This window comes from Streptomyces sp. NPDC048196, from assembly GCF_040652715.1.
Lineage (GTDB): Bacteria > Actinomycetota > Actinomycetes > Streptomycetales > Streptomycetaceae > Streptomyces > Streptomyces siderophoricus.
The window spans coordinates 151,625-178,467 of the sequence record NZ_JBEZMM010000007.1; the positions used below are offsets into that span (position 1 = coordinate 151,625).

General features: G+C 70.7%; 24 protein-coding genes and 3 tRNA genes. 16 read left to right on the forward strand and 11 right to left on the reverse strand.

Annotated features, from left to right (window positions below):
* The first annotated feature begins 2 nt into the window (after nucleotides 1–2).
* From AB0E02_RS11240 to AB0E02_RS11260, 5 genes are all read left to right on the forward strand, one after another.
* A complete protein-coding gene (locus AB0E02_RS11240) occupies nucleotides 3–704 on the forward strand; it encodes a DUF3566 domain-containing protein (RefSeq protein ID WP_362137744.1) in 702 nt (233 codons plus the stop codon).
* 88 nt (nucleotides 705–792) lie between these two features.
* Nucleotides 793–866, forward strand: a tRNA-Ile gene (locus AB0E02_RS11245).
* 189 nt (nucleotides 867–1,055) lie between these two features.
* Complete coding sequence (locus AB0E02_RS11250; protein WP_003958712.1) at nucleotides 1,056–1,190, forward strand: DLW-39 family protein; 135 nt, start codon at nucleotides 1,056–1,058, stop codon at nucleotides 1,188–1,190.
* Between the two features lie 242 nt (nucleotides 1,191–1,432).
* Nucleotides 1,433–3,370, forward strand: coding sequence for a VWA domain-containing protein (locus AB0E02_RS11255; protein ID WP_362137745.1), 1,938 nt, complete (start codon nucleotides 1,433–1,435; stop codon nucleotides 3,368–3,370).
* Nucleotides 3,371–3,402: 32 nt separating this feature from the next.
* The gene (locus tag AB0E02_RS11260; protein WP_362137746.1) at nucleotides 3,403–4,749 is read left to right on the forward strand and encodes a hypothetical protein; all 1,347 of its coding nucleotides are present in this window, start codon (nucleotides 3,403–3,405) and stop codon (nucleotides 4,747–4,749) included.
* A gap of 30 nt (nucleotides 4,750–4,779) precedes the next feature.
* Here the strand turns inward: AB0E02_RS11260 and AB0E02_RS11265 are convergent, their stop codons facing one another.
* Together AB0E02_RS11265 and AB0E02_RS11270 are read right to left on the reverse strand one after the other, a co-directional pair.
* Nucleotides 4,780–6,189, reverse strand: coding sequence for a serine/threonine-protein kinase (locus tag AB0E02_RS11265; protein WP_362137747.1), 1,410 nt, complete (start codon nucleotides 6,187–6,189; stop codon nucleotides 4,780–4,782).
* A gap of 41 nt (nucleotides 6,190–6,230) precedes the next feature.
* Nucleotides 6,231–6,779, reverse strand: a complete 549-nt coding sequence (locus AB0E02_RS11270) for a DNA-binding protein (RefSeq protein WP_362137748.1) — start codon at nucleotides 6,777–6,779, stop codon at nucleotides 6,231–6,233.
* 127 nt (nucleotides 6,780–6,906) lie between these two features.
* Here AB0E02_RS11270 and AB0E02_RS11275 point away from each other — a divergent pair.
* Nucleotides 6,907–6,979, forward strand: a tRNA-Ala gene (locus AB0E02_RS11275).
* 184 nt (nucleotides 6,980–7,163) lie between these two features.
* Here AB0E02_RS11275 and AB0E02_RS11280 read toward each other — a convergent pair.
* A complete protein-coding gene (locus AB0E02_RS11280) occupies nucleotides 7,164–7,889 on the reverse strand; it encodes a DUF5324 family protein (RefSeq protein WP_362137749.1) in 726 nt (241 codons plus the stop codon).
* Nucleotides 7,890–8,190: 301 nt separating this feature from the next.
* Between AB0E02_RS11280 and AB0E02_RS11285 the strand changes: the two genes are divergently transcribed.
* Together AB0E02_RS11285 and AB0E02_RS11290 are read left to right on the forward strand one after the other, a co-directional pair.
* Nucleotides 8,191–8,718, forward strand: a complete 528-nt coding sequence (locus AB0E02_RS11285) for a peptidylprolyl isomerase (RefSeq protein WP_362137751.1) — start codon at nucleotides 8,191–8,193, stop codon at nucleotides 8,716–8,718.
* Between the two features lie 203 nt (nucleotides 8,719–8,921).
* Nucleotides 8,922–9,839 (forward strand): rhomboid family intramembrane serine protease, encoded by a 918-nt coding sequence (locus AB0E02_RS11290; protein WP_362137752.1) that lies wholly within the window; start codon nucleotides 8,922–8,924, stop codon nucleotides 9,837–9,839.
* Nucleotides 9,840–10,074: 235 nt separating this feature from the next.
* Here AB0E02_RS11290 and crgA read toward each other — a convergent pair whose 3' ends face one another.
* The gene (gene crgA, locus AB0E02_RS11295) at nucleotides 10,075–10,329 is read right to left on the reverse strand and encodes a cell division protein CrgA (RefSeq protein WP_362137754.1); all 255 of its coding nucleotides are present in this window, start codon (nucleotides 10,327–10,329) and stop codon (nucleotides 10,075–10,077) included.
* Between the two features lie 121 nt (nucleotides 10,330–10,450).
* On the opposite strand from crgA, the gene AB0E02_RS11300 reads away from it, so the two are divergent.
* The 6 genes from AB0E02_RS11300 to AB0E02_RS11325 all read left to right on the forward strand — a co-directional run bounded on the left by AB0E02_RS11300 (nucleotide 10,451) and on the right by AB0E02_RS11325 (nucleotide 15,118).
* Nucleotides 10,451–11,221: a DUF881 domain-containing protein gene (locus tag AB0E02_RS11300; protein WP_362137755.1), complete on the forward strand. Its 771-nt coding sequence runs from the start codon at nucleotides 10,451–10,453 to the stop codon at nucleotides 11,219–11,221.
* A gap of 34 nt (nucleotides 11,222–11,255) precedes the next feature.
* On the forward strand, nucleotides 11,256–11,978 hold the full coding sequence (locus AB0E02_RS11305; protein WP_362137756.1) for a class E sortase: 723 nt from the start codon (nucleotides 11,256–11,258) through the stop codon (nucleotides 11,976–11,978).
* An 81-nt stretch (nucleotides 11,979–12,059) separates the two neighbouring features.
* Nucleotides 12,060–12,233: a hypothetical protein gene (locus AB0E02_RS11310; RefSeq protein ID WP_030412298.1), complete on the forward strand. Its 174-nt coding sequence runs from the start codon at nucleotides 12,060–12,062 to the stop codon at nucleotides 12,231–12,233.
* Nucleotides 12,233–12,871: an aminodeoxychorismate/anthranilate synthase component II gene (locus tag AB0E02_RS11315; RefSeq protein WP_030412299.1), complete on the forward strand. Its 639-nt coding sequence runs from the start codon at nucleotides 12,233–12,235 to the stop codon at nucleotides 12,869–12,871. Before AB0E02_RS11310 ends, AB0E02_RS11315 begins: the two co-directional genes overlap by 1 nt.
* Nucleotides 12,868–14,352, forward strand: coding sequence for a class E sortase (locus AB0E02_RS11320; RefSeq protein WP_362137757.1), 1,485 nt, complete (start codon nucleotides 12,868–12,870; stop codon nucleotides 14,350–14,352). The genes AB0E02_RS11315 and AB0E02_RS11320 overlap by 4 nt, the downstream gene beginning before the upstream one ends.
* A 22-nt stretch (nucleotides 14,353–14,374) precedes the next feature.
* The gene (locus tag AB0E02_RS11325; RefSeq protein ID WP_362137758.1) at nucleotides 14,375–15,118 is read left to right on the forward strand and encodes a class E sortase; all 744 of its coding nucleotides are present in this window, start codon (nucleotides 14,375–14,377) and stop codon (nucleotides 15,116–15,118) included.
* Between the two features lie 104 nt (nucleotides 15,119–15,222).
* On the opposite strand, the gene pknB is transcribed toward AB0E02_RS11325, so the two are convergent.
* The 6 genes from pknB to AB0E02_RS11355 all read right to left on the reverse strand — a co-directional run bounded on the left by pknB (nucleotide 15,223) and on the right by AB0E02_RS11355 (nucleotide 23,308).
* Nucleotides 15,223–17,211, reverse strand: a complete 1,989-nt coding sequence (pknB, locus tag AB0E02_RS11330) for a Stk1 family PASTA domain-containing Ser/Thr kinase (protein ID WP_362137759.1) — start codon at nucleotides 17,209–17,211, stop codon at nucleotides 15,223–15,225.
* Between the two features lie 147 nt (nucleotides 17,212–17,358).
* Nucleotides 17,359–18,828, reverse strand: coding sequence for a penicillin-binding transpeptidase domain-containing protein (locus AB0E02_RS11335; RefSeq protein ID WP_030412303.1), 1,470 nt, complete (start codon nucleotides 18,826–18,828; stop codon nucleotides 17,359–17,361).
* Entirely contained in the window at nucleotides 18,825–20,222 is a 1,398-nt protein-coding gene (locus AB0E02_RS11340) for an FtsW/RodA/SpoVE family cell cycle protein (protein WP_030412304.1), read from the reverse strand. Before AB0E02_RS11340 ends, AB0E02_RS11335 begins: the two co-directional genes overlap by 4 nt.
* A gap of 22 nt (nucleotides 20,223–20,244) precedes the next feature.
* On the reverse strand, nucleotides 20,245–21,798 hold the full coding sequence (locus AB0E02_RS11345) for a PP2C family serine/threonine-protein phosphatase (RefSeq protein WP_030412305.1): 1,554 nt from the start codon (nucleotides 21,796–21,798) through the stop codon (nucleotides 20,245–20,247).
* A 132-nt stretch (nucleotides 21,799–21,930) separates the two neighbouring features.
* Nucleotides 21,931–22,464, reverse strand: coding sequence for an FHA domain-containing protein (locus AB0E02_RS11350; protein ID WP_362137760.1), 534 nt, complete (start codon nucleotides 22,462–22,464; stop codon nucleotides 21,931–21,933).
* Between the two features lie 10 nt (nucleotides 22,465–22,474).
* Nucleotides 22,475–23,308: a DUF3662 and FHA domain-containing protein gene (locus AB0E02_RS11355; protein ID WP_030412307.1), complete on the reverse strand. Its 834-nt coding sequence runs from the start codon at nucleotides 23,306–23,308 to the stop codon at nucleotides 22,475–22,477.
* 669 nt (nucleotides 23,309–23,977) lie between these two features.
* Here AB0E02_RS11355 and AB0E02_RS11360 point away from each other — a divergent pair.
* Nucleotides 23,978–24,061 (forward strand) — tRNA-Leu (locus AB0E02_RS11360).
* Nucleotides 24,062–24,292: 231 nt separating this feature from the next.
* Here AB0E02_RS11360 and AB0E02_RS11365 read toward each other — a convergent pair.
* Nucleotides 24,293–25,204, reverse strand: coding sequence for a LysR family transcriptional regulator (locus tag AB0E02_RS11365; protein WP_362137762.1), 912 nt, complete (start codon nucleotides 25,202–25,204; stop codon nucleotides 24,293–24,295).
* 145 nt (nucleotides 25,205–25,349) lie between these two features.
* Between AB0E02_RS11365 and AB0E02_RS11370 the strand changes: the two genes are divergently transcribed.
* Nucleotides 25,350–26,723, forward strand: coding sequence for an MFS transporter (locus AB0E02_RS11370; RefSeq protein ID WP_362137763.1), 1,374 nt, complete (start codon nucleotides 25,350–25,352; stop codon nucleotides 26,721–26,723).
* Nucleotides 26,724–26,843: the final 120 nt, after the last annotated feature.

The following is a 26,843-nucleotide window of genomic DNA, read 5'->3' on the forward strand; positions in this document are numbered from 1 at the left end:
TCATGAGTGGAGCCACGGGCGCTACGGCGGGTGGACGGGGAGGCCGGAAGGAATCCCCGTCCGGACCCGCGACCGTGAAGGAGGACAGCGCCCGTGGCTCCGCCATTTCTGCCGACGGCCCCCGACATGAGGGCGCGCACCAGGGGGGACCCGTGAGCGACACCCGCCAGCCACAGCCGCAACCGCAGCCCCGGCCGCAGGACCCGGCCCCGCAGGCCGCAGAGGGCCCGCAAACGCCGTACCAGCCGCCCCAGGCGTATTCCACCGCCGGCGGGCCGGGCGGCGGCTCCCAAGCGGTCCGCAAGCCCCGTACGGGCGCCGCCACGGCCCCGCGGACGCGCAAGGCCCGGCTGCGGGTCGCGCGCGCCGATCCGTGGTCGGTGATGAAGGTCAGCTTCCTGCTCTCGATCGCGCTGGGCATCTGCACGGTCGTGGCCGTCTCGGTGCTGTGGATGGTCATGAACGCGATGGGCGTCTTCTCCACGGTCGGCGGGACGATCAGCGAGGCCACCGGCTCCGGCGACGGCGGCGGCTTTGATCTGCAGTCGTTCCTGTCGCTGCCGCGGGTGCTGCTGTTCACCGGGATCATCGCGGTGATCGACGTGGTGCTGGCGACCGCGCTGGCCACCCTCGGCGCCTTCATCTACAACCTCTCGGCCGGGTTCGTCGGGGGCGTGGAGCTGACCCTCGCCGAGGACGAATGAGGCCCGGCCGGGAGGGCGTCCGGGGGGCTCCCGGAACCGATTTTGGGAACGCCTCTGAAGTGCGCTAATCTTTCGGTGCAGCGAACGCGCGGCTATAGCTCAGACGGTTAGAGCGCTTCCCTGATAAGGAAGAGGCCCCAGGTTCAAGTCCTGGTAGCCGCACTGCACCATCGGCCCGGCCGGGGAACTCCCCGCCGGGCCGATTCGTTGTTCCGGTGCGGAAGTTGGCTCGCGGCGGGCGCCCGCGAACGAGGTGTTGCCGACCGCGAGCTAGGTAACCGATCGGTATCGGCCGGTGTGTATCATCGGCCGACATAGGTCCCCTACGTCAACGAAAGACGAGGTCGCGCGGTGAAGAAGCTTCTCCTGGTCGCACTGGCCGCCATCGGCGGGCTCCTCGTGTACCGCCAGATCCAGGCGGATCGCGCCGAGCAGGATCTGTGGACGGAGGCGACCGACTCCGTGCCCGCAGGTTCGGGTGTCTGAGACCCACCTACGTACAGCAAGCTCGTACGAACCCCGATTGCCCGGTGGCAGTCGGGGTTTCGTATGTCCGGGGGCGGGCGGGGCGGTGTGCGGTGGGGTGCCGGGGAGCGGGCCGGGGTGGCTGATTGTCGTTGCGGGACCGTGACGGTGATCCCCTTGAGTTTGCTAACGCACACTATTAGCTTGCATAAGCAAAGTTTCTGTCTGTGATGTGACCAGCAGGACTCTAGGGGGATCAAGGCATGGCACACCGACCACGCAGAGGGGCGGTGGCGTTGCTCGGCGGGCTGATGCTGGCCCTGGCCGCCGTGGCCGCACCGTTTCAGGCCACCGCCGCGGGGATGCCGGAGGCGGCACCGGCCGCGGCGGGCAGCGGCATGGTGATGGTGCTCGACTCCTCGGGCTCGATGGGCGGGAGCGACGGGGCGGGCAGCACCCGGATCGCCGCCGCCCGTAAGGCCGTGGGCGCCGTCGTGGACTCCCTGCCCGACGGCTATCCGACCGGTCTGCGGGTCTACGGCGCCGACAAGCCCAAGGGCTGCGACGACACCCGGCTCGTCCAGCCGGTCGCCGCGCTCGACCGGGCGGGGCTGAAGCGGGCCGTCGCGGGCGTCCGGCCGAAGGGCGACACCCCCCTCGGACTGTCGCTGCGCAAGGCGGCCGGTGACCTTCCCCGGCCGGCCGGCGGCTCGGGCGGCAAGCGCACGATCCTGCTGATCTCGGACGGTGAGGACAACTGCCAGGCACCGCCGCCGTGCAAGGTCGCGGCCCAACTCGCCGCATCCGGCGTCGATCTGCACATCGACGCCATCGGATTCCAGGTGGCCGGCAAAGCCCGCGCCCAGCTGGAGTGCATCGCCAAGGCCGGCAACGGCCGCTACTACGACGCCCCGGACGCCCGGGCGCTCGCCCGTCAGCTCCAGCGGGCCGGCCAACTCTCCGTGGACGGCTACCGGTTCAAGGGGAACCCGGCCCGCGGCACGGCGACGAGGAGCGGCGCCCCGCACCTCGTTCCCGGCCAGTACCTGGACTCCATCGGGCCCAATGAGGAGCGCTGGTACGCGGTCGATCTGGACGCCGGGTCGACGGCCGACTTCTCGGCGACCGTGGTGCCGCAGTCCGGGGCCACCGTCGGTCTTCTCGACACCCTGAACACCCGGATCGCGTACGGCACCGACAGTGCCTGTGATTCCAGTACCGCGCTGTTCGGGCAGTCGGAGGGAGCCACGCCGCTGACGTCCGGCGTGAGCCGGGTCCCCTCGCAGACCGGCACCGGTACCTGCGACAAGGCGGGCCGGTACTGGCTGGTCGTCCAGCGCAAAGCCCCCAAGGGCTCGGACGCGGCGCGCTGGCCGATGGAGCTGACGTTTCACGTGGAACCACCGCTGACGAAGGGCGTCACTCCCGCGCAGTCGGAGCCCGAGTACGGCGCGGGCGGCAAGGACGCGGCCCTGCCCACCACCGCGCCCCGGGACGTCACCGGCGGCACCGGCTTCAACGACGCACGCCCCCTGCACCCCGGCGTCTGGCGGGACCGGATCCTTCCGGCGCAGACCCTTTGGTACAAGGTGCCGGTCGGCTGGGGCCAGCAGCTGCGCTACGACGTGGAGTTCGCCAACGAACCCACGGTCAGGGGCCACAGCGCCACCATCTCCTCCGGCGGCACCCAGGTCTACACGCCGTTCCGTACCCCGGTCGGTAGTGGCACCGGTGAGTTCGACCCCTCGGTCCCGTACGACGGCCGGCCGGCCGCACTCAAGATGGGCACGGTCCCGGTCGCCTGGACCAACCGCTACGAGAGCCACCCCAACGTCATTCCCGTGCACCAGAAGGGCGACTTCTACATCGCCGTGACGCTGGGCGCCAAGGCCGCGGAGATCGCCCAGAACCCGCGTATCGGGGTGGTGCTGAGGGTTGCGGTGCTGGGCAAGGAGAAGGCCGGCCCCGGGGCGAGCGCGGCCACGGTCACCGGTGCTGCCGCCGGGCGAACTCCCGGGGCCCGGGCGGACGGTGCGCCACAGGACGGTGGAGGATGGTCCACAGGACGCGTGGTGGCCGTAGCCGTCGGTGCGGTAGGGGTCCTGATGCTGGCCGGTCTGGCACTGGCCTACGTACGGGCCCGCCGGAAGCCGGCGGTCCGCGGCGGGGATTCGGATCCGATGAGGGGTGGCTCGTGGTGACCGGACGCACGGCGAGGCGGACCGTGTTTCACGTGAAACATGGCGGACGGGCGGTCGCCGCGCTGGCGGCGCTGACGGCGCTGGCCGGGGTGGCCGTACTTCCCGGGACGGTGGGCGTGGCCTCGGCCACGACCGTGCCCGGCTACCGGGTGGCGGACGACGCCACGGCGGTCAAGGGCACCGCCAGCCGCGCGGACGCCCCCGCGCTCAAGCCCGGGCTGCACACCGACTCCCTCCGGCGCGGGCAGCAGAAGTACTACGCGGTCACCCTCGACGCCACGACCAACGCCTACTTCTCGGTGGTGGCCGCGCCCCGGCCGGGCACCAAGATCGAGGACTACAAGGACCAGTTCACCGTCAGCGTCCAGGACAGCAGCGGCCAGCCCTGCGGCACGGATGCGACACCGTCCTTCCACGGCGGCGGAATGGCCTATCCGATCGCCGACTACGCCACCCGCCGTATCGGCAGCGACCGGACCCAGTGCCAGGAGCCCGGGCCGTACTTCGTCGTCCTCACCCGGGAGGGATCGCAGACCTCCGGACCCGATGCCTGGCCGGTCGAGCTGGATTACCTGCAGGAGCCTGCGATCAAGGGCAGTGCCCCCGCCCGCCCGGCGCCGGGCTCCTGGTCCACCGCCACGCCTCCTGCGCGTACCGATGCCACCAAGCGCCGGGCCAAGGGCGGCACCAGCTTCAACGACGCGGGCTCGGTCGCCACCGGGGTGTGGCAGGACCACATCGAACCGGGCGAGACCCGCTTCTACCGCGTTCCGGTGGACTGGGGCCAGCGGCTCAACCTCAGCGCGGAGCTGCCCAACTCGACCACCGGAAAATCGCGTTTCCTCGCCAACGCGCTCGGGCTGAGCGTCTACAACCCGGCCCGAGGTGCGGTCGGCAACGACAGCTTCGTCGCGTACGACAACGGGGCCGCCGCGAAGAAGTTCACCGCACCCGTCGATTACGGCAACCGCTTCAACCCGACCGACGCGGTCAGCGCGATGCGCTTCGCCGGCTGGTACTACCTGGAAGTGAGCCTCAACCCCAACACCGCCCCGTACTTCGCCAAGGGCGCCGACCTCACGCTCCGGGTGGACGTCCGCCAGAGCCCCAAGCCGGGCCCCGCATACGCCTCCCCCAGCAAGGACTTCTCCGTCACGCCCGACGACCGGGAGGCGGCGCAGAACGGCCGCACCGCACAGGAGGACTCGGCGCGGAGCGGCACCCTGATGACGGTCGCGTACGCCGGGATCGGCACGGGCGTGGTGCTGCTGACCGGGCTCGGGGCGTGGACGCTGGTGGCCCGGCGGTCCGCGGCGGCCGGTCCGCCGGCCCAACGGACGCCGGAGGGCCGCCGGTTCGGACCACCGGGGGGCCGGTAGGCCGGGGCGGCCGGCGGGCGGGGCGCGGCCTCAGGCCGTGAGCAGCGCCCAGACGCCGACCGCGATGCACAGCAGCGCCACGATCAGCACCGGGACCGCGACCTTCGGGGGCGGTCCCGGCTTGCGGTACGGGACGGGCGGCGCCACGGCCGGAGCGGCGACCGGCATACCGGCCGGCGGCTGCCCGGGAACCGGGTGCGGGCCCGCCGTGTAGGGACGGGTGGCGGCCGCCTCGGGGCGGACCGCGGCGGTGGGTTCGTACGCCGGCACCGGAGGCGGCGGGGGCACCGCGGGGACCGGCCGGGGCAGGGGTGCGGGCGTCGGCGGGGTGGACGGCTCCGGCGGGGTGCGCGGCTCCGGCGGGGCGAGCGGGAAGCTGTCGGTGCCGATGGGGGAGCCGCGCCCGGCCGTCGCGGAACCGGCTGTCCCGGGGCCGGTGAGGGGACCGCGCCCAGCCGTCCCGGCACCGGTCGTCCCGGCGCCGACCGCCCCGATGCCGGTCGTCCCGGTGCCGGCCGCCGCGGATCCGCCGTCCTGCGTGGGCTCGTCCGGCCCGCCGGTCGCCAGCGGCCCGTCCGGTCCGAACCCGGCCGGGAGCGGCCCGATGTGGTCGAAGACCTCGACGACCTCGTCCTCGACCGTCGCCTCCGGCAGCAGCTCGACCACCGACAGGATCGCCTTGCGCGCCCCCGTGGCCGTCTTGAACCGGGCGTCCGGGTTCGGGTGCACCAGGGACGCCAGCACCTGCCACAGCGGCTCAGGTACGCCCTCGGGCGCGCCCGGGATCCCGTCGGCGAAGTGCCCGATCAGCGCCTCGGGGTCCGGTTTGACGCCGGTGAGCAGGTAGATCGCGACCAGCCCGACGGCGAACAGGTCGCCAGGGAAGTCCGGTTCGGCGCCGAGCAGTTGCTCCGGTGCGAAGTAACCGGGCGTTCCCACCACGTAGTTGGCCTCGGTGAGCCGGGGCTCGCCCTTGCGCATCGCGATGCCGAAGTCCGACAGTCGCAGATGCGGGCGGCCGGTGCCGGTGGCCTCCAGCAGGATGTTCGCCGGCTTGATGTCGCGGTGCACCACGCCCTCCGCGTGCACCGCGGTCAGCCCGGCCAGCAGCTGGTCCAGCAGCGTGCACACGAACCGCGCCGGCAGGGGCCCGTAATCGCCGGTCAGATGGGCCAGCGAGCCGCCGCTCACCAGGTCCATGGTGAACAGCACCTTGTCGTCGTCCGCCGCCCAGCTCGCCGGGGCCAGTACGTGCGGATGGTCGATCCGCATGGCCTGTTCGCGGACGAAGCGCAGCAGCGTGTGCGCGTCGCTCTGCTGGAGCACCTTCGCCGCCACGTACCGCCGCCGCCGGTGGTCCCAGGCGCGCCAGACCGCGCCCACCCCGCCGCGCCCGATCGGGTCGATCAGCTCGTACCGGCCGGCGAAGATCTCACCCATTGCGCCCCGTCCGCTTCTTGGACCCGCGAAGTCCCCTGTGGCTAACCCTGGTGCGCCTCATAGTGGGCGACCGCGTCCGCGGTGCGACCGGCACCGTAGACCCGGAGGAACTCTGCCAGTTCGGGGTGAGTGGGGGCGAGGGTGTTCGCCGCATCGATGATGTCCCCGGCGTCGGAGACCGAGCGCAGCAGCGACTGGATCTCGCGGACCACCCGGCGGACCGTGGTCGCCCCCGTCGACGACGTCTGCTGCGCGGTGTTGTTCAGCACCGAGCCGCCGGCCGTCTTCTTGATCTCGTCCATGCGGTCGGTGGCCTCGGCGGCGCTGACGCTGCCGTCCGCGACCTGGCCCGACAGCTCCTGCAGTGCCTGGACCCGCTGGACCACGGCCGGGTTGCCTATCTTCGCCCGCTGTCCGCTCATCAGCTGGGAGAGCATCGGGGCCGAGAGCCCGAGCACGGCGGCGAGCCGGGCCTGGTTGAGACCGAGGTCGTCGATGAGTCGGCGGAACAGCGCGCCCAGAGGCTCCCCGTACCAACTGCGCTGCAGCTCCCGGGCCCGCGCGGTGGCTTCCTGCTGTGCTGCGTCCATACCGTCTCCCCTGTCTCCCCGATCGCTTCGCTGCCGCGAATCTCGCGAAGCATCCTACGGAGAGCGACGGTGTGCGGCGATACCCGGTCGGGAAAGCGCCCGGACACCGGGTACCCTGGTGCGCGAAGGGGCCTTAGCTCAGTTGGTAGAGCGCTGTCTTTGCATGGCAGATGTCAGGGGTTCGACTCCCCTAGGCTCCACTCCCCAAGCCCTTCCGGTCGGCGTCACCGCTGGTCAGAAGGGCTTTTTGCTGCCCTGATGGGCTGACGGGCCCTCACCTTGTCCGCGTGCGGGGCCGCGGGCGCCGGCAGGCGAACGGGCCGCGCCCGCCACCCCGCGGAAGGGGTGGGGACGCGGCCCGGTGTGCTGTGGCGGTGCCCGGCGTCAGGCCGTGCCGCCGCCGCCTCGCTCATCGGCCTCTTCCTGCTTGGCCTGGACCTCCGGATCGAGCGCGGCGCCCTCGCTGCCGTCGACCGCGCTCAGCCGGCCGCGGTCGCCGACCTCGGTGGGGGCCGGCGGCTCGACCAGCCAGTCCGGGTTGGCCTGCTTGTCCCACCACTTCCATGCGGCGACCGCACCGGCGGCCAGGACGCCCAGCACCGCGAGGCGCTTGACGGCCTTGCCTCGACGGGCACGGCGGCGGTGCTTCTTCTGCAGCCTGGCGATCTCCTTGGCGGTCACCTGGCCGCGCAGTGCGGCGAGCGCGGCGGTACCGCGGGCCACGGCTTCCTCGCGTACCGGATCGGCCGCCGCGCGGGCGCTGCTCACGGCGTGTTCCAGCCGCGGCGCGGTGTAGTCGGCGGCCTGGCGGGCCGCCTTGCGGGTCCGGCGCGCCGCCCGGTTCGCCGCCGCGTCCACCTTGGGCGGCAGGGCGCCGCGGGCGTGCTCGATACGCGGATGCAGATGGGCGTCGTACTGCACACGGGCCTGATGGGCGGCCTGGTGGGCGGCCTCGGCCACCTTGGGGGCCATGCGCGTACGGGCCTCGTGCGCGTAGTGCACGGCGGCGTCCTTGGCCGTACCGGCATACGGAGCCACCGCCTCCGCGGCGTGCCGCACGCTGTCCCTGGCCGAACTGGTCGCGGTGCGCACGCTGTCCTTGCGGGTCACGGGATCCTCCTCCTCGGTGGCGTGTCCGGGGGGCTCGGGGGGTCGGTTCCCCTTGTCTGCTATGTCGCCTGTCCACCCGTTGGAAGATCATGCCCGCTCGCGCGACATACGGCATGCGCGAGGAGGCATACGGGTCAATACCGGACACTTCCGGAGCTCTGTGGACGACGATGCCACGGTTTGCCGCCCACCGCGCCCGAAATCAGTGCGAAGCCCGGTAAGGGGTGGTGGTCCGGCGACGGGAGGGTCACTTCGTGCGAGGATCGGGGGCCCGTCAGCAAAGACTCATGGAAGGTTGATCGTGGCTGAGCAGCTGTACGCCACCCTGAAGACGAACCAGGGCGACATCGAGATTCGGCTCCTGCCGAACCACGCACCCAAGACGGTCAAGAACTTCGTCGAGCTCGCCAAGGGCGAGCGGGAGTGGACGAACCCGGAGACCGGGGAGAAGACCACCGCTCCGCTGTACGACGGCACCGTCTTCCACCGGGTGATCAGCGGCTTCATGATCCAGGGCGGCGACCCGCTGGGCAACGGCACCGGCGGTCCGGGCTACGAGTTCGGCGACGAGTTCCACCCCGACCTGGCCTTCGACAAGCCGTACCTGCTGGCCATGGCCAACGCCGGCCCGGGCACCAACGGCTCCCAGTTCTTCGTCACGGTCTCCCCGACCGCCTGGCTGACCGGCAAGCACACCATCTTCGGTGAGGTCAGCAACGAGGCGAGCAAGAAGGTGGTGGACGCCATCGCCACCACCGAGACCAACCCGCGCACCGACCGTCCGGTCAAGGACGTGGTGATCAAGTCGGTGGTCGTCGAGACCCGCTGACCCCCGGTGCGCCCGGGCGCGGCCCGGGAACCCTTGCGCCCTGGTGCCGTCCGGGGAACCATTGCGCCCCGCCTGGACGTAAATCAAGCGGGGCGCGCAGCACGTCCGGGGGTGGTGGTCGGGCGACGGGCGGGCGGGGCGGTGTGTTGTGATGCCGGTGTTTCGATGCCGCCCGGCGGATGTGGAAGAGGACGAGGGGACCGATGGACCAGGTGCCAGGCAGCCCGCAGGAGCCGCAGGACGCGCGGGGCGATGACGGCCTGCCCGGCTGCTACCGCCATCCGGACCGCCCGAGCGGCATCCGCTGTACCCGCTGCGACCGTCCGATCTGCCCCGAGTGCATGGTCAGCGCCTCGGTCGGGTTCCAGTGTCCGGACTGCGTACGCGGCGGCAGCGGCACCGGCCACTCCCCGCGGGCGACCGCCCCGCGCACGCTCGCGGGCGGCGCGGTCGCGGCCGACCGGCGACTGGTCACCAAGATCCTTCTGGCGCTGAACGCCGCGGTGTTCGTGGCCGTGCTGGCGACCGGCGGCCAGACCAGCCCGCTGCCCGACCGGCTCGACATGCTGGGCCTGGCCGCCGACCCGACCCGCTACCAGCTCGTCGGGGTCGCCGCGGGCGAGTGGTACCGCCTGTTGACCGCGATGTTCCTGCACCAGCAGGTCGCGCACATCGCGTTCAACATGCTCTCGCTGTGGTGGCTGGGCCCGCCGCTGGAGGCGGCGCTCGGCAGGCTGCGGTTCACCGCGCTGTACCTGCTCTCCGGTCTGGGCGGCAGCGCGCTGTCGTACCTCCTCGCCGCCCAGAACCAGCCCTCGCTGGGGGCGTCCGGCGCGATCTTCGGCCTGCTGGGGGCGACCGCGGTGCTGATGCGCCGGCTCAATTACGACATGAAGCCGGTGCTGATCCTGCTCGCCCTCAATCTGGGCTTCACGTTCCTGTGGCCGCACATCGCCTGGCAGGCACACGTCGGCGGGCTGATCGTGGGCGCCGCGGTCGCGTTCGGGATGGTGCACGCACCACGCGACCGCCGGAACGTGGTGCATGCGGCGACATGTGCGGTGGCGGTGCTGGCGATCGCCGCGGTGGTGTGGGTACGGACCCTCCAGCTGCTGGGCTGAGGGGTCCTCCGAACACGTTGTCCACAGTGCGTGGCCGATCTTGTGCAAGCTGTGCGGAACTCTGCTTCCGGACCGCTCTGACCTGTGTTTCCGCAGGAAGAACCGGGGAGGGAGCGGCCGGGCGGAGTGCCCGGCCGATCACACCGGCGTCAACCGCCGGAGGGTTATCCACAGATCTTCTGAAGTTTTCCCCGGCTGTGGATAACCGTGTGGATGGCCTTGGGCAGGGCTTGCGCTACTTCCACTGGGTGGATACGCCGAAGCCCACCGCGATGAAGCCGAAGCCGCAGACGATGTTCCAGTTGCCCATGGCCGCGATCGGCAGATCGCCCTCGGACACGTAGAACAGCACGATCCACACAAGACCGATCAGGAACATCGCCAGCATCACAGGCGCCACCCAACCCCGACCGGAGTTCATCTTCAGGGTGGTGGTCTTCGCCGGCGGCGGCGTGAAATCGTCCTTCTTGCGGATCCGTGACTTCGGCACGAGGAACTCTCCTGTCGATGCGCTGCGGGGTGCGCCGGGCGCGGACGCGGTGGGGTCGGATTCCTTTCCCGGGCGTCCGTTAGCGTAGTGCTTCCGCGGCGTCGTAAGGAGTAAGGGTACGTTGAGCAATCCCGCCGACCCCTCAGGCCTTCCCCGCCGTGCCCGTCTGCGGCCCGTCCGGCTGCTGACCCTCGTGGTCTTCGCCCTCGCCGGGCTGTTGTTCTGGCTGAGCTTCGACACTGCGCGGGGCACCAATCTGCGTTCCGACGACTCCATGCTGCGCCTCTCCGACCTCATCCAGGAACGCAGCCACAAGAACGGCGTCCAGGACGACCGCAACGCCACCCTGCGCGGGGAGGTCGACGCCCTCGCCCGGCGCGACAACGGCAGCTCCGCCGCCGAGGACGCCAAGCTCCGGGCGCTGGAGAAGAGCGCCGGCACCAAGCCGGTGTCCGGGCAGGGTGTGACGGTCACGCTCATGGACGCCCCGCCGAACGCCACCGCCAAGATCCCCGGCGTCCCCGAGCCGCAACCCAACGACCTGGTCATCCACCAGCAGGACCTCCAGGCCGTGGTGAACGCCCTGTGGCACGGCGGCGCCAAGGGCATCAAGGTCATGGACCAGCGGCTGATCTCCACCAGCGCGGTCCGCTGCGTCGGCAACACCCTGATCCTCCAAGGGCGGGTCTACTCCCCGCCCTACAAGATCACCGCGGTCGGCGACCGCGAGGCGCTCAACAACGCGCTGACCGCCTCCCCTGCCATCCAGAACTACCTCCAGTACGTCAACGCCTACGGCCTCGGCTGGAAAGTCGACCAGCGCGAGGCGGTGACTCTGCCCGGCTACTCCGGCACAGTGGATCTCCACCACGCACAGCCTGTGAAGCCGTAAGCCGTGCCCGCGGGCCGGCGGGAGGGCGGGCCGGATGACACTGCGGAGCCGGACGGTGGCGCGATGGATCGTACGGACGCTCAGCGAGATCTGCCTCACCGCCGGCGCACTGATCGTCCTCTTCGTGGTCTACCTGCTCTTCTGGACCGGCGTACGGGCCGACAGCGCCATGGACGGCGAGATCGGCAAGCTCCACGACCGCTGGTCGTCCGGAGCGGCGGTCGCTCCCGACCGCACGCCGCCGCCCGGTGAGAGCCCCACCCCGGCCCCACCGCCCCGCCGTTACCGGTCGGGCGACTCCTTCGCCGTGATGTACATCCCGCGCTTCGGCGCCGACTGGGCCAAGCCCGTCCTGGAAGGCACCGCGACCGGCACCCTCCAGCGCGGCCTCGGCCACTACGCCCGTACCGCGCGCCTCGGCGACCTCGGCAACTTCGCCGTCGCCGGCCACCGCCGCACGTACGGCGACCCGTTCAAGGACTTCCCCGAGCTGCGGCCCGGGGACGCGGTGGTCCTGTCCGACGGCACGACCTGGTTCACCTACCGCATCGACAACCGCCCCTACACGACGCTGCCGGGCGACATCGGCGTGATCGACCCGGTGCCGCGGAAGTCCGGCTTCAACGGCCCGGGCCGCTACCTCACGCTGACCACCTGCGAACCGGAGTGGGGTCACAGCCACCGGCTGATCGCCTGGGCCCACCTCGATGCCACCCAACCCGTCGCCCAGGGAAGGCCGTCGGCTTTGACCGGCTGACCCACCCGCCCCCGCCCTCGCCCCTTACTCTGGTGTCGCAATCGACATCGTCATCGGCATCGGCAAGGGGACAGCGACAGCATGTACGGCTGGATCTGGCGGCATCTGCCGGGCAACACATGGGTCAAGGCGCTGATTTCCGTGGTGCTCGTACTGGCGGTCGTCTTCGTACTCTTCCAGTACGTCTTTCCGTGGGCGGAGCCGCTGCTGCCCTTCAATGACGTCACTGTCGACGAAGGGATGGCTGCCCTCTGATGACCGCACGGATTCTCGTCGTCGACAACTACGACAGCTTCGTCTTCAACCTCGTCCAGTACCTCTACCAGCTCGGTGCCGAGTGTGAGGTGCTGCGCAACGACGAGGTCGCGCCCCGGCACGCCCAGGACGGCTTCGACGGCGTCCTGCTCTCGCCCGGCCCCGGTACGCCCGAGCAGGCCGGCGTCTGCGTCGACATGGTCCGGCACTGCGCGGACACCGGCGTCCCGGTCTTCGGCGTCTGCCTGGGCATGCAGTCGATGGCGGTGGCTTACGGCGGGGTGGTGGACCGGGCGCCCGAGCTGCTGCACGGCAAGACCTCCCTCGTCGAGCACGGCGGCAAAGGCGTCTTCGCCGGACTGCCCTCGCCGTTCACCGCGACCCGCTACCACTCGCTGGCCGCCGAACCCGCCACCGTCCCGGACGCGCTGGAGGTCACGGCCCGCACGCACGACGGCATCATCATGGGCCTGCGGCACCGCCAACTCCCGGTGGAGGGGGTGCAGTTCCACCCCGAGTCGGTGCTGACGGAGTGGGGGCACCGGATGCTGGCCAACTGGCTCGTCGAATGCGGCGACGCAGGAGCAGTGGAGCGCTCGACGGGGCTCGCCCCGGTGGTCGGCAAGGCCGGCGCGTGACCGACCTACGCCCCGAGCGTGAAGGGAGATCCTACGAGCCGCACGGGCCGGAAGAGCCGTACGCGCCGCAGGACCCGTACGGGCCCCCGGACCCGCTCGGGCAGCCCGATGCGTTCGAGGCGGCCGTGGGCCGGCTCAGCGACCCGCTGAACGACCCCCTGCCGGGCCAGGACGCGCCGCCGCCCGGCACCGGCCGCCGACGGCGCCATGCGGCCCCACCGGCCGACGAGGGGCCGTCCTCGCCCTGGTTCCGCCCCCACCAGGAGCCACCGCCCCCGGCCCCGCCCCGGCTCGACGCCGGGACGCCGCGGTCCTACGGCCCGGACCCCGCCGCCTACGGCCAGGCGTACGGCCCCCGCACCCGGTCCCGCGGTCCCGCCCCCACCGCGCCCGAACCGATACCCGGGCCGCAGACCGCAGCCGCGCCGCCGGCCACGCCCGTCCCCGCCGCGCCTGCTCCCGCCGCGATGCCGCGGCGGGACGACGAGACCATGGCCCTGCGCCAGGCGGAAAAGGCCAGGCCGGCCAACCGGGACGCCGTTTCACGTGAAACCGACGCCGTTTCACGTGAAACAGGAGCCGGTGTTTCACGTGAAACCACGACCACGGCATCCGGGTCGGCCGAGGCAGAGACACCCGTGCCCGGCGGTCGTGCGGCCCGCCGTAAGGCCGCTCAGGAGGCCGCCAGGAAAGGCGGCCGGCGCGGCCGTCACGGCGGCGCTGCCTCCGCAGCCGCTGACACGGCCTCCGAACCGGCGCGCCCCCTCTCCCGTGTGGAAGCCCGCCAGGCCGCCCGCGCCGCGAAGGACAGCCCCAGCCTGATCGCCAGCCGTGCCCTGGGCGAGGCGTTCATCACCCTCGGCGTGCTGATGCTGCTGTTCGTCACCTACCAGCTGTGGTGGACGAATGTGCGGGCCGAGGAGGAAGCCGGCGGCGCCGCCACCAACCTCGAACACGAGTGGAACAAGGGCGGCGCGGAGAAGAAGAACCTCGCCGTCGGCGAGCGCTTCGGGATCATGTACATCCCGAAGCTCGATGTGAAGGCGCCGATAGCGGAGGGCACCGACAAGCACTCCGTGCTGGACCACGGCATGGTCGGTCACTACGACAAGAGCAGCGGGATCAAGACCGCGATGCCCTGGGACAAGAAGGGCAACTTCGCGGTCGCGGCCCACCGCAACACCCACGGCGAGCCGTTCCGCTACATCAACCGGCTCGTCAAGGGCGACAAGGTCATCGTCGAGACGAAGGCCGCGTACTACACGTACGAGATGGAGAGCGTGCTCCCGCAGACCTCACCCAGCAACACCAGCGTGATCACGCCCGTACCGCCCGGTTCGGGCTTCACCAAGCCCGGCCGCTACATCACCCTGACGACCTGCACCCCGGAATTCACCAGTACCTTTCGGTTGATCGTCTGGGGCAAGATGGTCGACGAGCGGCCGCGGAGCAAGGGCAAACCGGAAGCGCTCGGCGGCTAGAAAACAAGAGGGGTGCTACGCGGTGACTGCAACCGGAACCGACGAAGAGAGCGACCGGTCCGCGCCGCCGCCCTCGCCACCGCGCCGGGTGCGCCGGACCATCGCGTCCATCGTCAGCGTCATCGGTGAACTGCTGATCACCACCGGCCTGATCCTGGGCCTGTTCGTCGCGTACTCGCTGTGGTGGACCAACGTCCTCGCCGACCGCGAGGCGCACCAGCAGAGCGACCAGGTGCGCCGGCACTGGGCCAGCAGCGGCCCCAAGGGACCCGGGGCGCTGGACACCAAGGACGGCATCGGCTTCCTGCACGTCCCCGCGATGGACAACGGCGAGGTGCTGGTCAAGAAGGGCACCAGCACCGAGGTCCTCAACGAGGGCGTGGCCGGCTATTACACCAAGCCGGTCAAGTCGGCGCTGCCGCAGGACAAGAAGGGCAACTTCACCCTCGCCGCGCACCGCGACGGCCACGGCGCGAAGTTCCACAACATCGACAAGCTCAAGGACGGCGACCCGGTCGTCTTCGAGACCAAGGACACCTGGTTCATCTACAAGGTCTTCGCGGTCCTGCCCGAGACCTCGAAGTACAACGTCGACGTCCTCAACAAGGTCCCCAAGGAGTCCGGCAAGCACCAGGCCGGCCGCTACATCACCCTCACGACCTGCACCCCCGTCTACACCTCGACCTACCGCTACATCGTCTGGGGCGAGCTGGAGCGCACGGAAAAGGTCGACGCGGACCGCACACTGCCGAAGGAACTGCGCTAGCCGCACAGGGCCCGCCACGGCCCCGTACCGCCAGCCCGGCACACGACGAAGCCCCGGCCGCCCTCCAAGGGCTGCCGGGGCTTCCTCGTCGTGCTGTGCGGCTGTCAGCCGCCGAACGGTCCGCCGAAGATCCCGCCGCCACCGTTGTCGCCGCCGTTGTCACCGCCACCGCCACCGATGGTGGTCAGCGTCACGGTGGTCGACTTCGGGTCGGACGGGGTGTTCCCCGCGGGGTCCTGGTTGATCACCCGGGCGTTGTCGTCCTGCGGCCCGTTGATCTGGATGTTGGTGAAGCCGGCCTGCTGCAGCGCCTTCCTCGCATCCTTCAGCTTCTGGGTCCGCACCTCCGGCACCGGCGTCTGCGCGGCCGCCTTGCCGATCACCAGGTTGACCGTGGAGCCGCTCTTGGCCGGGGTGTTGCCCGCCGGGCTCTGGTCCAACACCTTGCCGACCTGGCTCGGGTCGGGGGCGTCCTGCTCGGTCTTGGTGACGTTGAAGCCCAGATCCTTCAGCTGCTTCTCGGCCGCCGCCGCGTCCTGGCCCTTGACGTCCGGGACGCCGACCTTCGGGCTCGCCTTGGCGACGGTGAGGGTGATCTCGGTGTCCTTGGTCGCCTTGCTCTGCCCGTCGGGGTTCTGCTTGATGACGGTGCCCGCCGTACGGTCGGACTCCTCATCGACCCGCTTGATGTTGTCGAAGCCCTTGTTGTGGAGCTCCCTCTCGGCTTCCTCGACCGGCAGGCTCTTGACGTCGGGGACCGGCACCTTTGCCGCCCCGGAGCAGATCGTCACCGTGATCGTGTCGTTCTTCGCGATCTGGGTGCCGACCTCCGGAGACTGGGAGGTGACCTGGTTCTTCTTGACGTTGGTGCAGGGCTTGCGGCCGGCCGATTCGACCGTGAAGGAGCTGTTCACCCCGGACTGCTTGGCTTCCTTCAGCGTCCTGCCGACGAGGTTCGGGGCGGCGAACTTGCCGTCCTGCTTGTTGCCGGTGAACATCGCCTTGCCGATGAAGATCGCGCCGACCAGGACCAGTACCGCGGCCAGGACCAGCAGGATCGTCGAGACGTTGCTCTTCTTCTGGCCGCCGCCGCGGCGCCGGTCGGCCCGCTCGTCGTAGCCGTAGCCGCCGTCGTCCGGGTTCATCGGCGGGAGCATCGTGGTCTGGCCCGCCGGGTCCTGCGCCCGCAACATCGTCGTGGGCTGGTCCTGGTCGTAACCGACCGCGCCCATCGCCGAGGTCGCCGCGACCGGCTGGCCCTCCAGCGCCGCCTCGATGTCGGCACGCATCTCGTCCGCCGACTGGTAGCGGTAGTCCGGGTCCTTGACCAGCGCCTTCAGGACGATCGCGTCCATCTCCGGCGTGATCTCGGGGTCGAAGTTGCTCGGCTTCTGCGGCTCCTCGCGGACGTGCTGGTACGCCACCGCGACCGGTGAGTCACCGACGAACGGCGGCCGCACGGTCAGCAGCTCGTACAGCAGACAGCCGGTGGAGTACAGGTCGGAGCGGGCGTCGACCTGCTCGCCCTTGGCCTGCTCCGGCGAGAGGTACTGCGCGGTGCCGATGACCGCCGCGGTCTGCGTCATCGTCATGCCGGCGTCGCCCATGGCGCGGGCGATGCCGAAGTCCATGACCTTGACCTGGCCGGTGCGGGTCAGCATGACGTTGGCCGGCTTGATGTCGCGGTGGACGATCCCGGCCCGGTGGGAGTACTCCAGCGCCTGGAGGACGCCGATGGTCATCTCCAGCGAGCGCTCGGGCAGCAGCTTTCTTCCGGAGTGCAGCAGCTCACGCAGCGTCGATCCGTCGACGTACTCCATGACGATGTACGGGATCGAGACACCGTCGACGTAGTCCTCGCCGGTGTCGTAGACCGCGACGATCGACGGATGGTTCAGCGAGGCGGCCGACTGGGCCTCACGGCGGAACCGGGCCTGGAAGGACGGGTCACGGGCGAGGTCCACCCGCAGCGTCTTCACAGCCACGGTGCGGCCCAGGCGGGTGTCATGCGCGAGGTACACCTCGGCCATGCCACCGCGGCCGAGCACCGAGCCCAGCTCGTACCGGCCGCCGAGGCGACGCGGCTCTTCCATAAGCTTCTCCAGCCCTCTCCGTCAGTCCCGACCGCACCCGTGTGTGTGGTCCGGCGGTGTGCTGTCCGGGCTACCGTACCCGGCACGCCCTACCGGACCGGGCCGGAGCCGCAACCTGATATGCGACCGGTATTGGCATGGCCCGGGTCACTTCTCGCCTTCGAGTACCGCTTCCATGACGCGCTTGGCGATCGGAGCGGCGAGCTTTCCACCCGCGATGTCGCTGCGCAGGGTGTCGGATCCCTCAATGACCACGGCGACCGCGACGGGGGTGCCCTTGTCGGTCTTCGCGTAGGAGATGAACCAGGCGTACGGGTTGTCCTTGTTGTTCTCGCCGTGCTGGGCGGTACCCGTCTTACCCCCGACTGTGACGTTCGGGATCTGCGCGTTGGTTCCCGTGCCCTCCTTGACCACGGTCTCCATGATGCTCTGGACCTTCTGGGCGTTCTCCGGGCTCAGCGGTCGGCTCATCTCCTGCGGCGTGTGCTGCTGCACCACGTTGAGGTTCGGCGCGACCAGGCTCTCGACCATGTACGGCTTCATCAGCTTGCCGCCGTTGGCGACCGCCGAGGCGACCATGGCCATCTGCAGCGGGGTGGCCCGGTTGGAGGCCTGGCCGATGCCCGCCATCGCGTTCTGCGGCCGGTTGTCCGTCGGGTAGATGCTCTCCGCGGCCCGGACCGGGGTGTCGATCTTGGCGTTGTTGAAGCCGAACTTCTCCGCCTCGGCCTTCATCTTCTTGTTGCCGAGGTCCGCGCTGATCTTGCCGAAGACGGTGTTGCAGGAGTACCGCAGCGCCTGCCGCAGGCTGGCGTTCTCACACGGGATGCTGCCCTCGTTCTTCAGCTCGATGCCCGAGGTGTCGGGCAGCGTGTACGGAAGTGGCGAGCGGGTGTCGGCATCGACGTCGGTGTAGAGCCCGTTCTCCAGCGCCGCCGAGGCCGTGACGACCTTGAAGGTGGAGCCCGGCGGGTAGGTCTGGCGCAGCGCCCGGTTGAGCATCGGCTCGTCGGGGTTGTTCTTCTTCTGTAGCCCGTTGTACGCCTTGGCGTCCTTGTCGCTCATCCCGGCGAAGGTGGACGGGTCGTACGACGGGGTGCTGGCCAGCGCCAGGATCGCGCCGGTCTCCGGGTTGATCGCGGCGACCGCGCCCTTGCTGTTCCCGAGCCCGTCGAAGGCGGCCTTCTGGGCCTTGGCGTCCAGCGTGGTCACCACGTTGCCGCCCTTCTGCTTGCTGCCGGTGAACATGTCCACCGTGCGGCTGAAGAAGAGCCGGTCGTCGGTGCCGGTGAGGATGCCGTCGTTGAGCTTCTCCAGCTGGTTGGCGTCGAACGCCTGCGAGGCGTAGCCGGTGACCGGCGCCCACATCTTGCCGTTCTTGTACGTGCGCTTGTACTTGAAGTCACCGCTGTCGGTGGTCGTCGAGCCGGTGACCGCCTTGCCGTCCACGATGATGTTGCCGCGCGGCGTGCTGTAGCGCTCGATCGCGACCCGGCGGTTGTGCGGGTCGTTCTTGAGTTCGTCGCCCTTGACGAACTGCACCCAGTTGACGCGGACCAGCAGGGCGAGGACGAGCAGGCCGCAGAAGATCGCGACCCGGCGCAGGGGCTTGTTCACGGGCGGACCACCTGGGTCATCTCGGCGTCGGTGGACGGTGCGGGGGTCGGTGCCGGGCGGCGCGCGGTGTCGCTGATGCGCAGCAGGATGGCCACCAGCGCCCAGTTGGCGATGACGGAGGAACCACCCTGGGCCAGGAACGGCATCGTCATACCGGTCAGCGGGATGAGGCCGGTCACACCGCCGGCGACGACGAAGACCTGCAGCGCGAAGGCGCCGGACAGGCCGATCGACAGCAGCTTGCCGAAGGGGTCGCGGGCGGCCAGTGCCGTACGGATGCCGCGCTCGATCAGCAGGCCGTAGAGCAGCAGGATCGCCATCAGGCCGGCCAGGCCGATCTCCTCGCCGACCGTGGCGAGGATGTAGTCGCTCTTGGGCGCGATACCGCCGATGAGCCGGGAGTAGCCCTGGCCCAGGCCCGAGCCGAGGATGCCGCCGGAGCCGAAGGAGTACATCGCCTGCGCGGTCTCGGTGACACCGCCGTTGAGCAGCTCCAGCGGGTTCAGCCAGTTGTGGACACGCACCTGGACGTGGGACTCGAACGTGGCCACGGCGACCGCGCCGCCGGCGCTGAGCAGCAGACCGAAGACGATCCAGCTGGTCCGCTCGGTGGCCACGTACAGCATGATCACGAAGAGGCCGAAGAACAGCAGCGAGGTACCGAGGTCCGTCTCGAAGACCAGGATCATCAGGCTGAGTGCCCAGATGACGAGGATCGGGCCGAGGTCGCGGCCGCGCGGGAGGTACAGGCCCATGAAGCGGCGGCTGGCCAGCGCCAGCGCGTCCCGCTTCACCATCAGGTAACCCGCGAAGAAGATCGCGATGATGATCTTGGCGAACTCGCCCGGCTGCAGCGAACCGACACCGGGGATGGTGATCCAGATGCGCGCGCCGAAACGGGCCGGGAAGAAGATCGGCGCGATCAGCAGCACCAGCGCGACCACCATCGAGATGTAGGTGTAGCGCTGCAGGACGCGGTGGTCCTTCAGGAAGATCAGCACGCCGAGGAAGAGCGCGACACCCAGCGTCGACCACATCAGCTGCCCCGGCGCCATCGCACCGCCCAGCTGCGGGGTGCTGATCTGCGGCTCCTGGTCCAGGCGCCAGATGAACACCAGGCCCAGACCGTTCAGAAGCGTCGCGATCGGCAGCATCAGCGGGTCCGCGTACGGCGCCCACTTGCGCACGACGAGGTGGGCGACACCGGCCAGCAGGCCGAGGCCCAGCGTGTAGCCGAGCACGCCGGCGGGCACGGCCTCTTCCTTGGCCAGCCCGACGTTGATGTACGCGAACACCGGGATCAGCACGGCGAAGACGAGCATCGCCAGCTCGGTGTTGCGGCGGCTCGGGGCTCCGATCGTGCCGATGGTGGTGGTGTTGGTGGTACTGCTCATGAGATGTACGGCCCCCTACGCCCTACTGCTGGGTGCTGCAATTCTTTTCCAGCTTCTGCTGCTCCTCGGAGGGGGCCTGGCTGGGAGTGGGTGTGGGAGTCGCGGACGCGGGCGCCGACAGCGCCCCTGCCGTACCGGTGCCGGGCTTGGTGGTCGGCGTACCGGGCTTGGTCGGCGTGCCGGGCTTTGTGCCGGGCTTGGCGGGCGTGCCCGCCTGGCCCTTGCCCTTGTTGCGCGCCGCTTCGCGCTCGGCGGCCTCCCGCTGCTCCTTGCTGCGGCAGGCGTTCGCCTGCTTGCTCAGCTCGGTGACCTTGTCGCCGCCCTGCATGCGGCTGTCGACCGCGATCGTCTGCTTGACCTGGTTGCGCTGGTACAGCGGCAGGTACTTGAGTTCGATCTCGGGGTGGTCCTCATCCACGGCATTGAGCTTGAACCAGGCGAGGTCCTGGCTGATGCCGCGGTACAGCGCCACGTGGTCGTCCTTGGCGCCGACGAAGTACTGGGTCTGCGTCCAGCGGTAGCCCGCGTAGAGCCCGCCGCCGACGACGGCCAGCGCCAGCACGCCGAACAGCGACCGCTTGAGCCACCGCCCGCGCTTGGGCTTGACGAAGTCCTCGTCCATGAACGCGCCGAAAGAGCCCTGCGGCGGACCGCCGACCTCCGGGTCGCCGCTCCCGGGCGGCCCGAAGGCACCACCGGGCGCGGACGGCTGCCCGCCCGGGCGGCCGAGCTCGGCGGCGCGGGCGGCCGGCGTCTGGAGCGTGCTGGGGTCGTTGAGCTGGTTCTGGTTCTCCGCGACGGCACCGACGATCACCGGGGTGTCGTTGAGCTGCCCGGCCATCGTGTCGTTGCCGTCCACGTCCAGGACGTCGGCGACGATGCACGTGATGTTGTCCGGGCCGCCGCCGCGCAGCGCGAGCTGGATCAGCTCCTGCACCGTCTCGTGCGGCCCGTGGTAGCCGGCCAGCGTCTCTTCCAGCGTCTGGTGGCTGACGACGCCGGACAGTCCGTCCGAGCAGATCAGATAGCGGTCGCCGGCCCGCACCTCGCGGATCGACAGATCGGGCTCGACGTGATCACCGCTGCCCAGCGCCCGCATCAGCAGCGACCGCTGCGGATGGGTGGTGGCCTCCTCCTCGGTGATCCGGCCCTCGTCGACCAGCCGCTGCACCCAGGTGTGGTCCTGGGTGATCTGGGTCAGCACACCGTCCCGCAGCAGATACGCGCGGGAGTCGCCGACGTGCACCAGGCCGAGCCGCTGGCCGGTCCACAGCAGCGCGGTCAGCGTCGTCCCCATGCCTTCGAGCTGGGGGTCCTCCTCGACCATCACCCGCAGCTGCTCGTTGGCGCGCTGCACGGCACTGCCGAGCGAGGTCAGGATGTCCGACCCGGGGACGTCGTCGTCGAGCTGGACGAGCGTGGAGATCACCTCGGAGGAGGCGACCTCACCGGCGGCCTGGCCGCCCATGCCGTCCGCGATGGCGAGCAGCCGCGGCCCGGCGTAACCGGAGTCCTCGTTGCCCTCGCGGATCATGCCCTTGTGCGATCCGGCGGCGAAGCGCAGTGACAGACTCATGCGCACCTCACCCGTCGGCTCGGGGTACAGCCGGTCTCGCCTGGCCACACAGCCCACCCTCCGGTCGGGAGCACGCCCGGGTCCGCCGAGTGGACCGCCGCGGCTCGCTCGCTCCGCTCGCTCATTGTCGTACTACTTCCGCAGCTCGATGACGGTCTTGCCGATGCGGATCGGGGCTCCCAGCGGAATCGGTGTCGGGGTCGTCAGTCGGGTCCGGTCCAGGTACGTGCCGTTGGTGGAACCGAGGTCCTCGACGATCCACTGGCCGTCACGGTCCGGGTAGATCCTGGCATGCCTGCTGGACGCGTAGTCGTCGTCCAGCACGATCGTGGAGTCGTGCGCACGGCCCAGGGAGATCGTCTGGCCTTGGAGGGCGACGGTGGTGCCGGTCAGCGACCCCTCGGAGACCACGAGCTTCGTGGGCGCTCCGCGGCGCTGGCGGTTGCCGCCGCGGCCGCCTTCCTGGCGGCGCTGTTGTTGTTGCTGCGGCGGGGGCGCGGCCTGGCGCTGCGTACGGGCTTCCTGCCCGCCGCGCCGGGCGGCCCCGCGCTGGGTCACGCGGGTGCCGAACAGATCGCTGCGGATGACCTGAACGGCCACGATGACGAACAGCCACAGTACGGCGAGGAAACCCAACCGCATGACCGTGAGGGTCAGCTCTGACATTGCCCCCGCTTCACCCTTCGGCTTGCCGGTAAACGATGGTGGTACTGCCCACGACGATCCGCGAGCCGTCGCGGAGACTAGCGCGGGTGGTGTGCTGCCCGTCTACCACGATGCCGTTGGTAGAACCCAGATCCTGGATCGTGGGGGGCGTTCCGACCCGGATCTCACAGTGACGCCGGGAGACACCCGGGTCGTCGATCCGTACGTCAGCGTCGGTGCTGCGGCCCAGCACGAGCGTGGGGCGCGAGATCTGGTGGCGGGTGCCGTTGATCTCGATCCAGCGCCGGGTCTGCGCGTGCGGCTGCGGTCCTGCACCGGGCGGTGCCGTACGGGGTACGGGCTGTGCGCCGCCGGGAGGCGGGGACGAAGGCATGGGGGGCGGACTCACGTGGCCGGCGCCGGGCCGCGGGCCCTGCGGGATCGCCGAGGCGCGCTGGGCGGCCGCCTGGCCCGGGTGGTCCTGGGACGTGCTGGAGGCGAGGGTGCGGCTGCGCACGCGGTACAGGCCGGTGTCGAGGTCGTCGGCCTTCTCCAGGTGGACCTTGATCGACCCCATGAAGGTGTAGCGCTGCTGCTTCGCGTAGTCGCGGACCATGCTCGACAGCTCGTCGCCGAGCTGCCCGCTGTACGGGCTCAGCCGCTCGTAGTCGGGGGCGCTCAGTTCGACGATGAAGTCATTGGGGACGACCGTGCGGTCGCGGTTCCAGATGGTGGCGTTGTTGTCGCACTCACGCTGCAGCGCACCGGCGATCTCGACGGGCTGCACCTCGGACTTGAACACCTTGGCGAAGGTGCCGTTGACGAGACCTTCGAGACGCTGCTCGAAACGCTTCAGTACTCCCACGGGGCACCTCCTTCCTCAGTCTTCGTCGGTGTCGTCCTGATCGGGTGGTCCTGATACTGCTTACTGATCGTATCCACGCCTTGGGAAATCGGCTGGTTCCCCTTTCCCGCCTTGAGGACGAGTGTCGCCTCTCACAGGGTTGCCCGGTGCCTGTCCGCTCCTTGCCCGCTGCTCGTGCACTGCGATCGTAGATGTGCCCCGATGACAGTGTCCCGCAACCGCCGACCACTCCGGGCGGCCGGGGGCCGCAGTCGGACGGGCCCCGGACACCCTGCCCGTCCCGTGCCTTTGCACGCCACCTCGCGGTTCCGTCCGTCACCACACCGCCCCGCACGTCCCCTTTGCGGTGCTGCATGTCACCTCGATGTAGACCTCGCGGTGCCGCAGGTCACGTCACCTCGCGGTTCCGGCCGTCACGTCACCTCATGGTTCCGGCCGTCGCTTCATGGTTCCGCCGTCGTCCCGGGGCCCCGCACGCCCTTGTACGGCGCTGCACGGGCCGGGAGCCCCGCCCAGGTCCCAGCAGTCCCGGGCGGGGAGGGGCCCGGGGGAAAGGCGTGTGAACCCACCCCAGCCAGCGTGCTAATGTTCTGGATGTCGGCAGGCGCTCGCACAAGACCCGGACAGAACAAGCCGGATCGCGTGAGAGAATCAACCGGCAGCACCCATGCGCGGGTGGCGGAATAGGCAGACGCGCTGGATTCAGGTTCCAGTGCCCGAAAGGGCGTGGGGGTTCAACTCCCCCCTCGCGCACAGATGAGACCCCCGGTCTCCGGAGAAATCCGGCGACCGGGGGTCTTTCGTTGTGCCTGTGTGCGTTGCCTTCCTCACATTGTTGCCTCGGTCACCTTCTCGGTGGGGATGGGGGTTGGGCGAGGGTTCAGCGCGGGTCGGCCGCGGCTTGTGTGGGCTGCGTCACGGGCGTCAGCGGTTCGTGATGGTTCCGCACGGAGGCCGTAGGGATATACGGCTTCGCGGGATTCGTCAGGGGTGCCGTAGCGAGTCCGCGACGGCCGTGCGGAAGGCGCGGATCCGGGCCGTCTCGCGGGCGGGGTGGTGGACCAGGCCCAGGACCGAGTCGGGGAGCCCGGTCACGGGGACGAAGGCGAGGTCGCGCCGGCCGTGGTAGTCCGCGGTGGGCCGGCACAGCAGCATCGCCCCGCGTCCGGCCGCGGTGAGGGTGAGGCCCTCCTGGAGGGTGCTGATCCGCGGGCCGGCAGGTACGGGGCGGCCCTGGGGTGTGGTGGCCGGGGCGTGGGCCGCGCGCCAGTAGGGCGGAGCCGGATCGTCCGGGGAGATCAGCGGGACACCGGCGAGCTCCTCGGCGCCGATCGCGGTCCGGGACGCCAGGGGATGCCGTACGGACACCGCGAGGGTCTGCTGCTGGGCGGAGAAGACCGGGCCGAGGGCGAGGTCAGGCTCGGCCATGGGCAGCAGCGTCACGGCGACGTCGACGGCTCCGCTGCGCAGCGCGCCGAACGGGTCGCACAAGGGGATCTCGACGATTTCGGTGGCGCAACCGGGGTGGCGGCTCTGGAAGGTGTCGATGGCCTGCATGATCCGGTCGTCCGCGGTCCCCTGGAACCCGATCGTCAGCCGCCCTTCGACGCCCCGGGCGGCACTGCGGGCACGCTCCACGGTGGCGCGCAGGGCGTCGTACGCGGGGCGCAGCGACGTACGGAACTCCTCGCCGAGCGGGGTCAGCCGGACCCGGCGGCTGGTGCGGTCGACGAGGCGCGCGCCGATCCGTGACTCCAGGGAACGCAGCAGCTGGCTGACGCGGCTCTGCGAGACGTACAGCCGCTCGCCGGTGCGCCCGAAGTGCAGTTCCTCGGACAGCACGAGGAAGCACTCCAGCTCGCGGAGTTCGAGGCCGGGGCCGGGGGCAGCGGGCATGACGTGTACTCGCTCTTGAGGTCGAGGGGGATCGGTGGGGAGGGATGGGCAGGGACTGGGATCGATGGGGATCGATGAGTCCTGCTCATAGAAGGGTGAGGAGTTGGCCGTTGTTCCCCGGGGGCCGCGCGCCTTGGCTGGGGGCATGACGAACAGTGAGGACGGGCCGGTGGTGAGGCCGGGGATGGGGCACGTGGGGGTGGCTGTGGGGCAGCCCGTGAAGGCGGCGGGTGGCGAGCAGCAACTTCTAGGGCAGGGTGGTGAGTTGGGCGTGGGGCGGGGTGGGGGCTGGCCGGCGGTGGCGGCGCTGACGGCGGCGACCTTCACGGTCGTCACGTCCGAGATGCTGCCCGTCGGGCTGCTGACCCCGATCGGCCGGGAGCTGCGGGTCTCGGACGGTACGGCCGGGCTGACGCTGACCGTGACCGGTCTGGTGGCCGCGGTGGCCGCGCCGGTGTTGACGCTGCTGGTGGGGCGGCGGGACCGGCGGGCAGTGCTGGCCGCCCTGATGGCCACGCTGACGGCGGCGAACCTGCTTGCCGCGTACGCCCCGAACGTCGCGGTGCTGCTGATGGCCCGGGTGCTGGTGGGGCTGGGGATGGGCGGGGTATGGGCGATTGCGGCGGGGCTCGCGGTGCGACTGGTGCCCGCGCACCGCGTCGCGGCGGCCACGTCCCTGGTCTTCAGCGGGGTCGCGGCGGCCTCCGTGCTGGGGGTCCCGGCCGGTACGTCCCTGGGCGAACTGGGCGGCTGGCGCGCGGCGTTCGTGGGGATGGCCGCGGTGTGTGCGGTGGTGGCGCTCGCGCTGGTCGTCCTGCTGCCGCCGCTTCCGGAGACGGCCGCGGTCCGCCTCGCCGGGGCGCTCGGCCTGCTGCGCGGTGCGCCCGTACGGAGCGGACTGATGCTGGTGACGCTCCTGGTGACGGGCCATTTCGCGGCGTACACGTATGTGCGGCCGGTGCTGGAGGGCGTGGCCGGTGTGCAGCCGGGGCAGATCAGCACGCTGCTGCTGGCCTTCGGCCTCGCCGGACTGGCCGGGAACTTCGCGGCGGGGGCCGGTGCCGCGCGGTCCCCGCGCGCGACGCTGGTGGTGATCTGCGGAGTGCTCGCCGGAACGATCCTGCTGGTGCCGCTGCTGGGGCGCGGCCCCGGGGTGGCCGGGCCGACGGGCCTGATGGCCGTGGGGGGCCTGTTGGCCGTATGGGGCCTGTCCTACGGGGGTGTCTCGGTCAGCACCCAGACGTGGCTGATGGCGGCCGCACCGGGGGCGCGGGAGGCCGCTTCCGCGTTGTTCGTGGCAGTGTTCAACGGGGCCATCGCCCTGGGCGCCTTCCTGGGCGGCCGGGCCGCTGACAGTTGGGGACCGACCGGCGTGATGTGGCTGGGCAGCGCACTGGCGGCGGGCGCGCTGGTGACGGCCGGGGTGGGGAAGGGACCGGGAAGGGGCGGCGAAGGGGATGGTGAAGGGGTCAGGAAGGGGGCGGTGAAGGGGACGCGGTGGGAGAGGAGCGGGGCGTAGGGGGGAGGGGGCGTAGGGGTGTGAGGACTCTCCGTTCGTCGCCGGGAGGTTCGTTGGCGAGCCCCCCGCCGCGGGTTCCGGGCTCTGCGGCCGGCCCGGAGCCCGCGGCTGGGTGGTCCC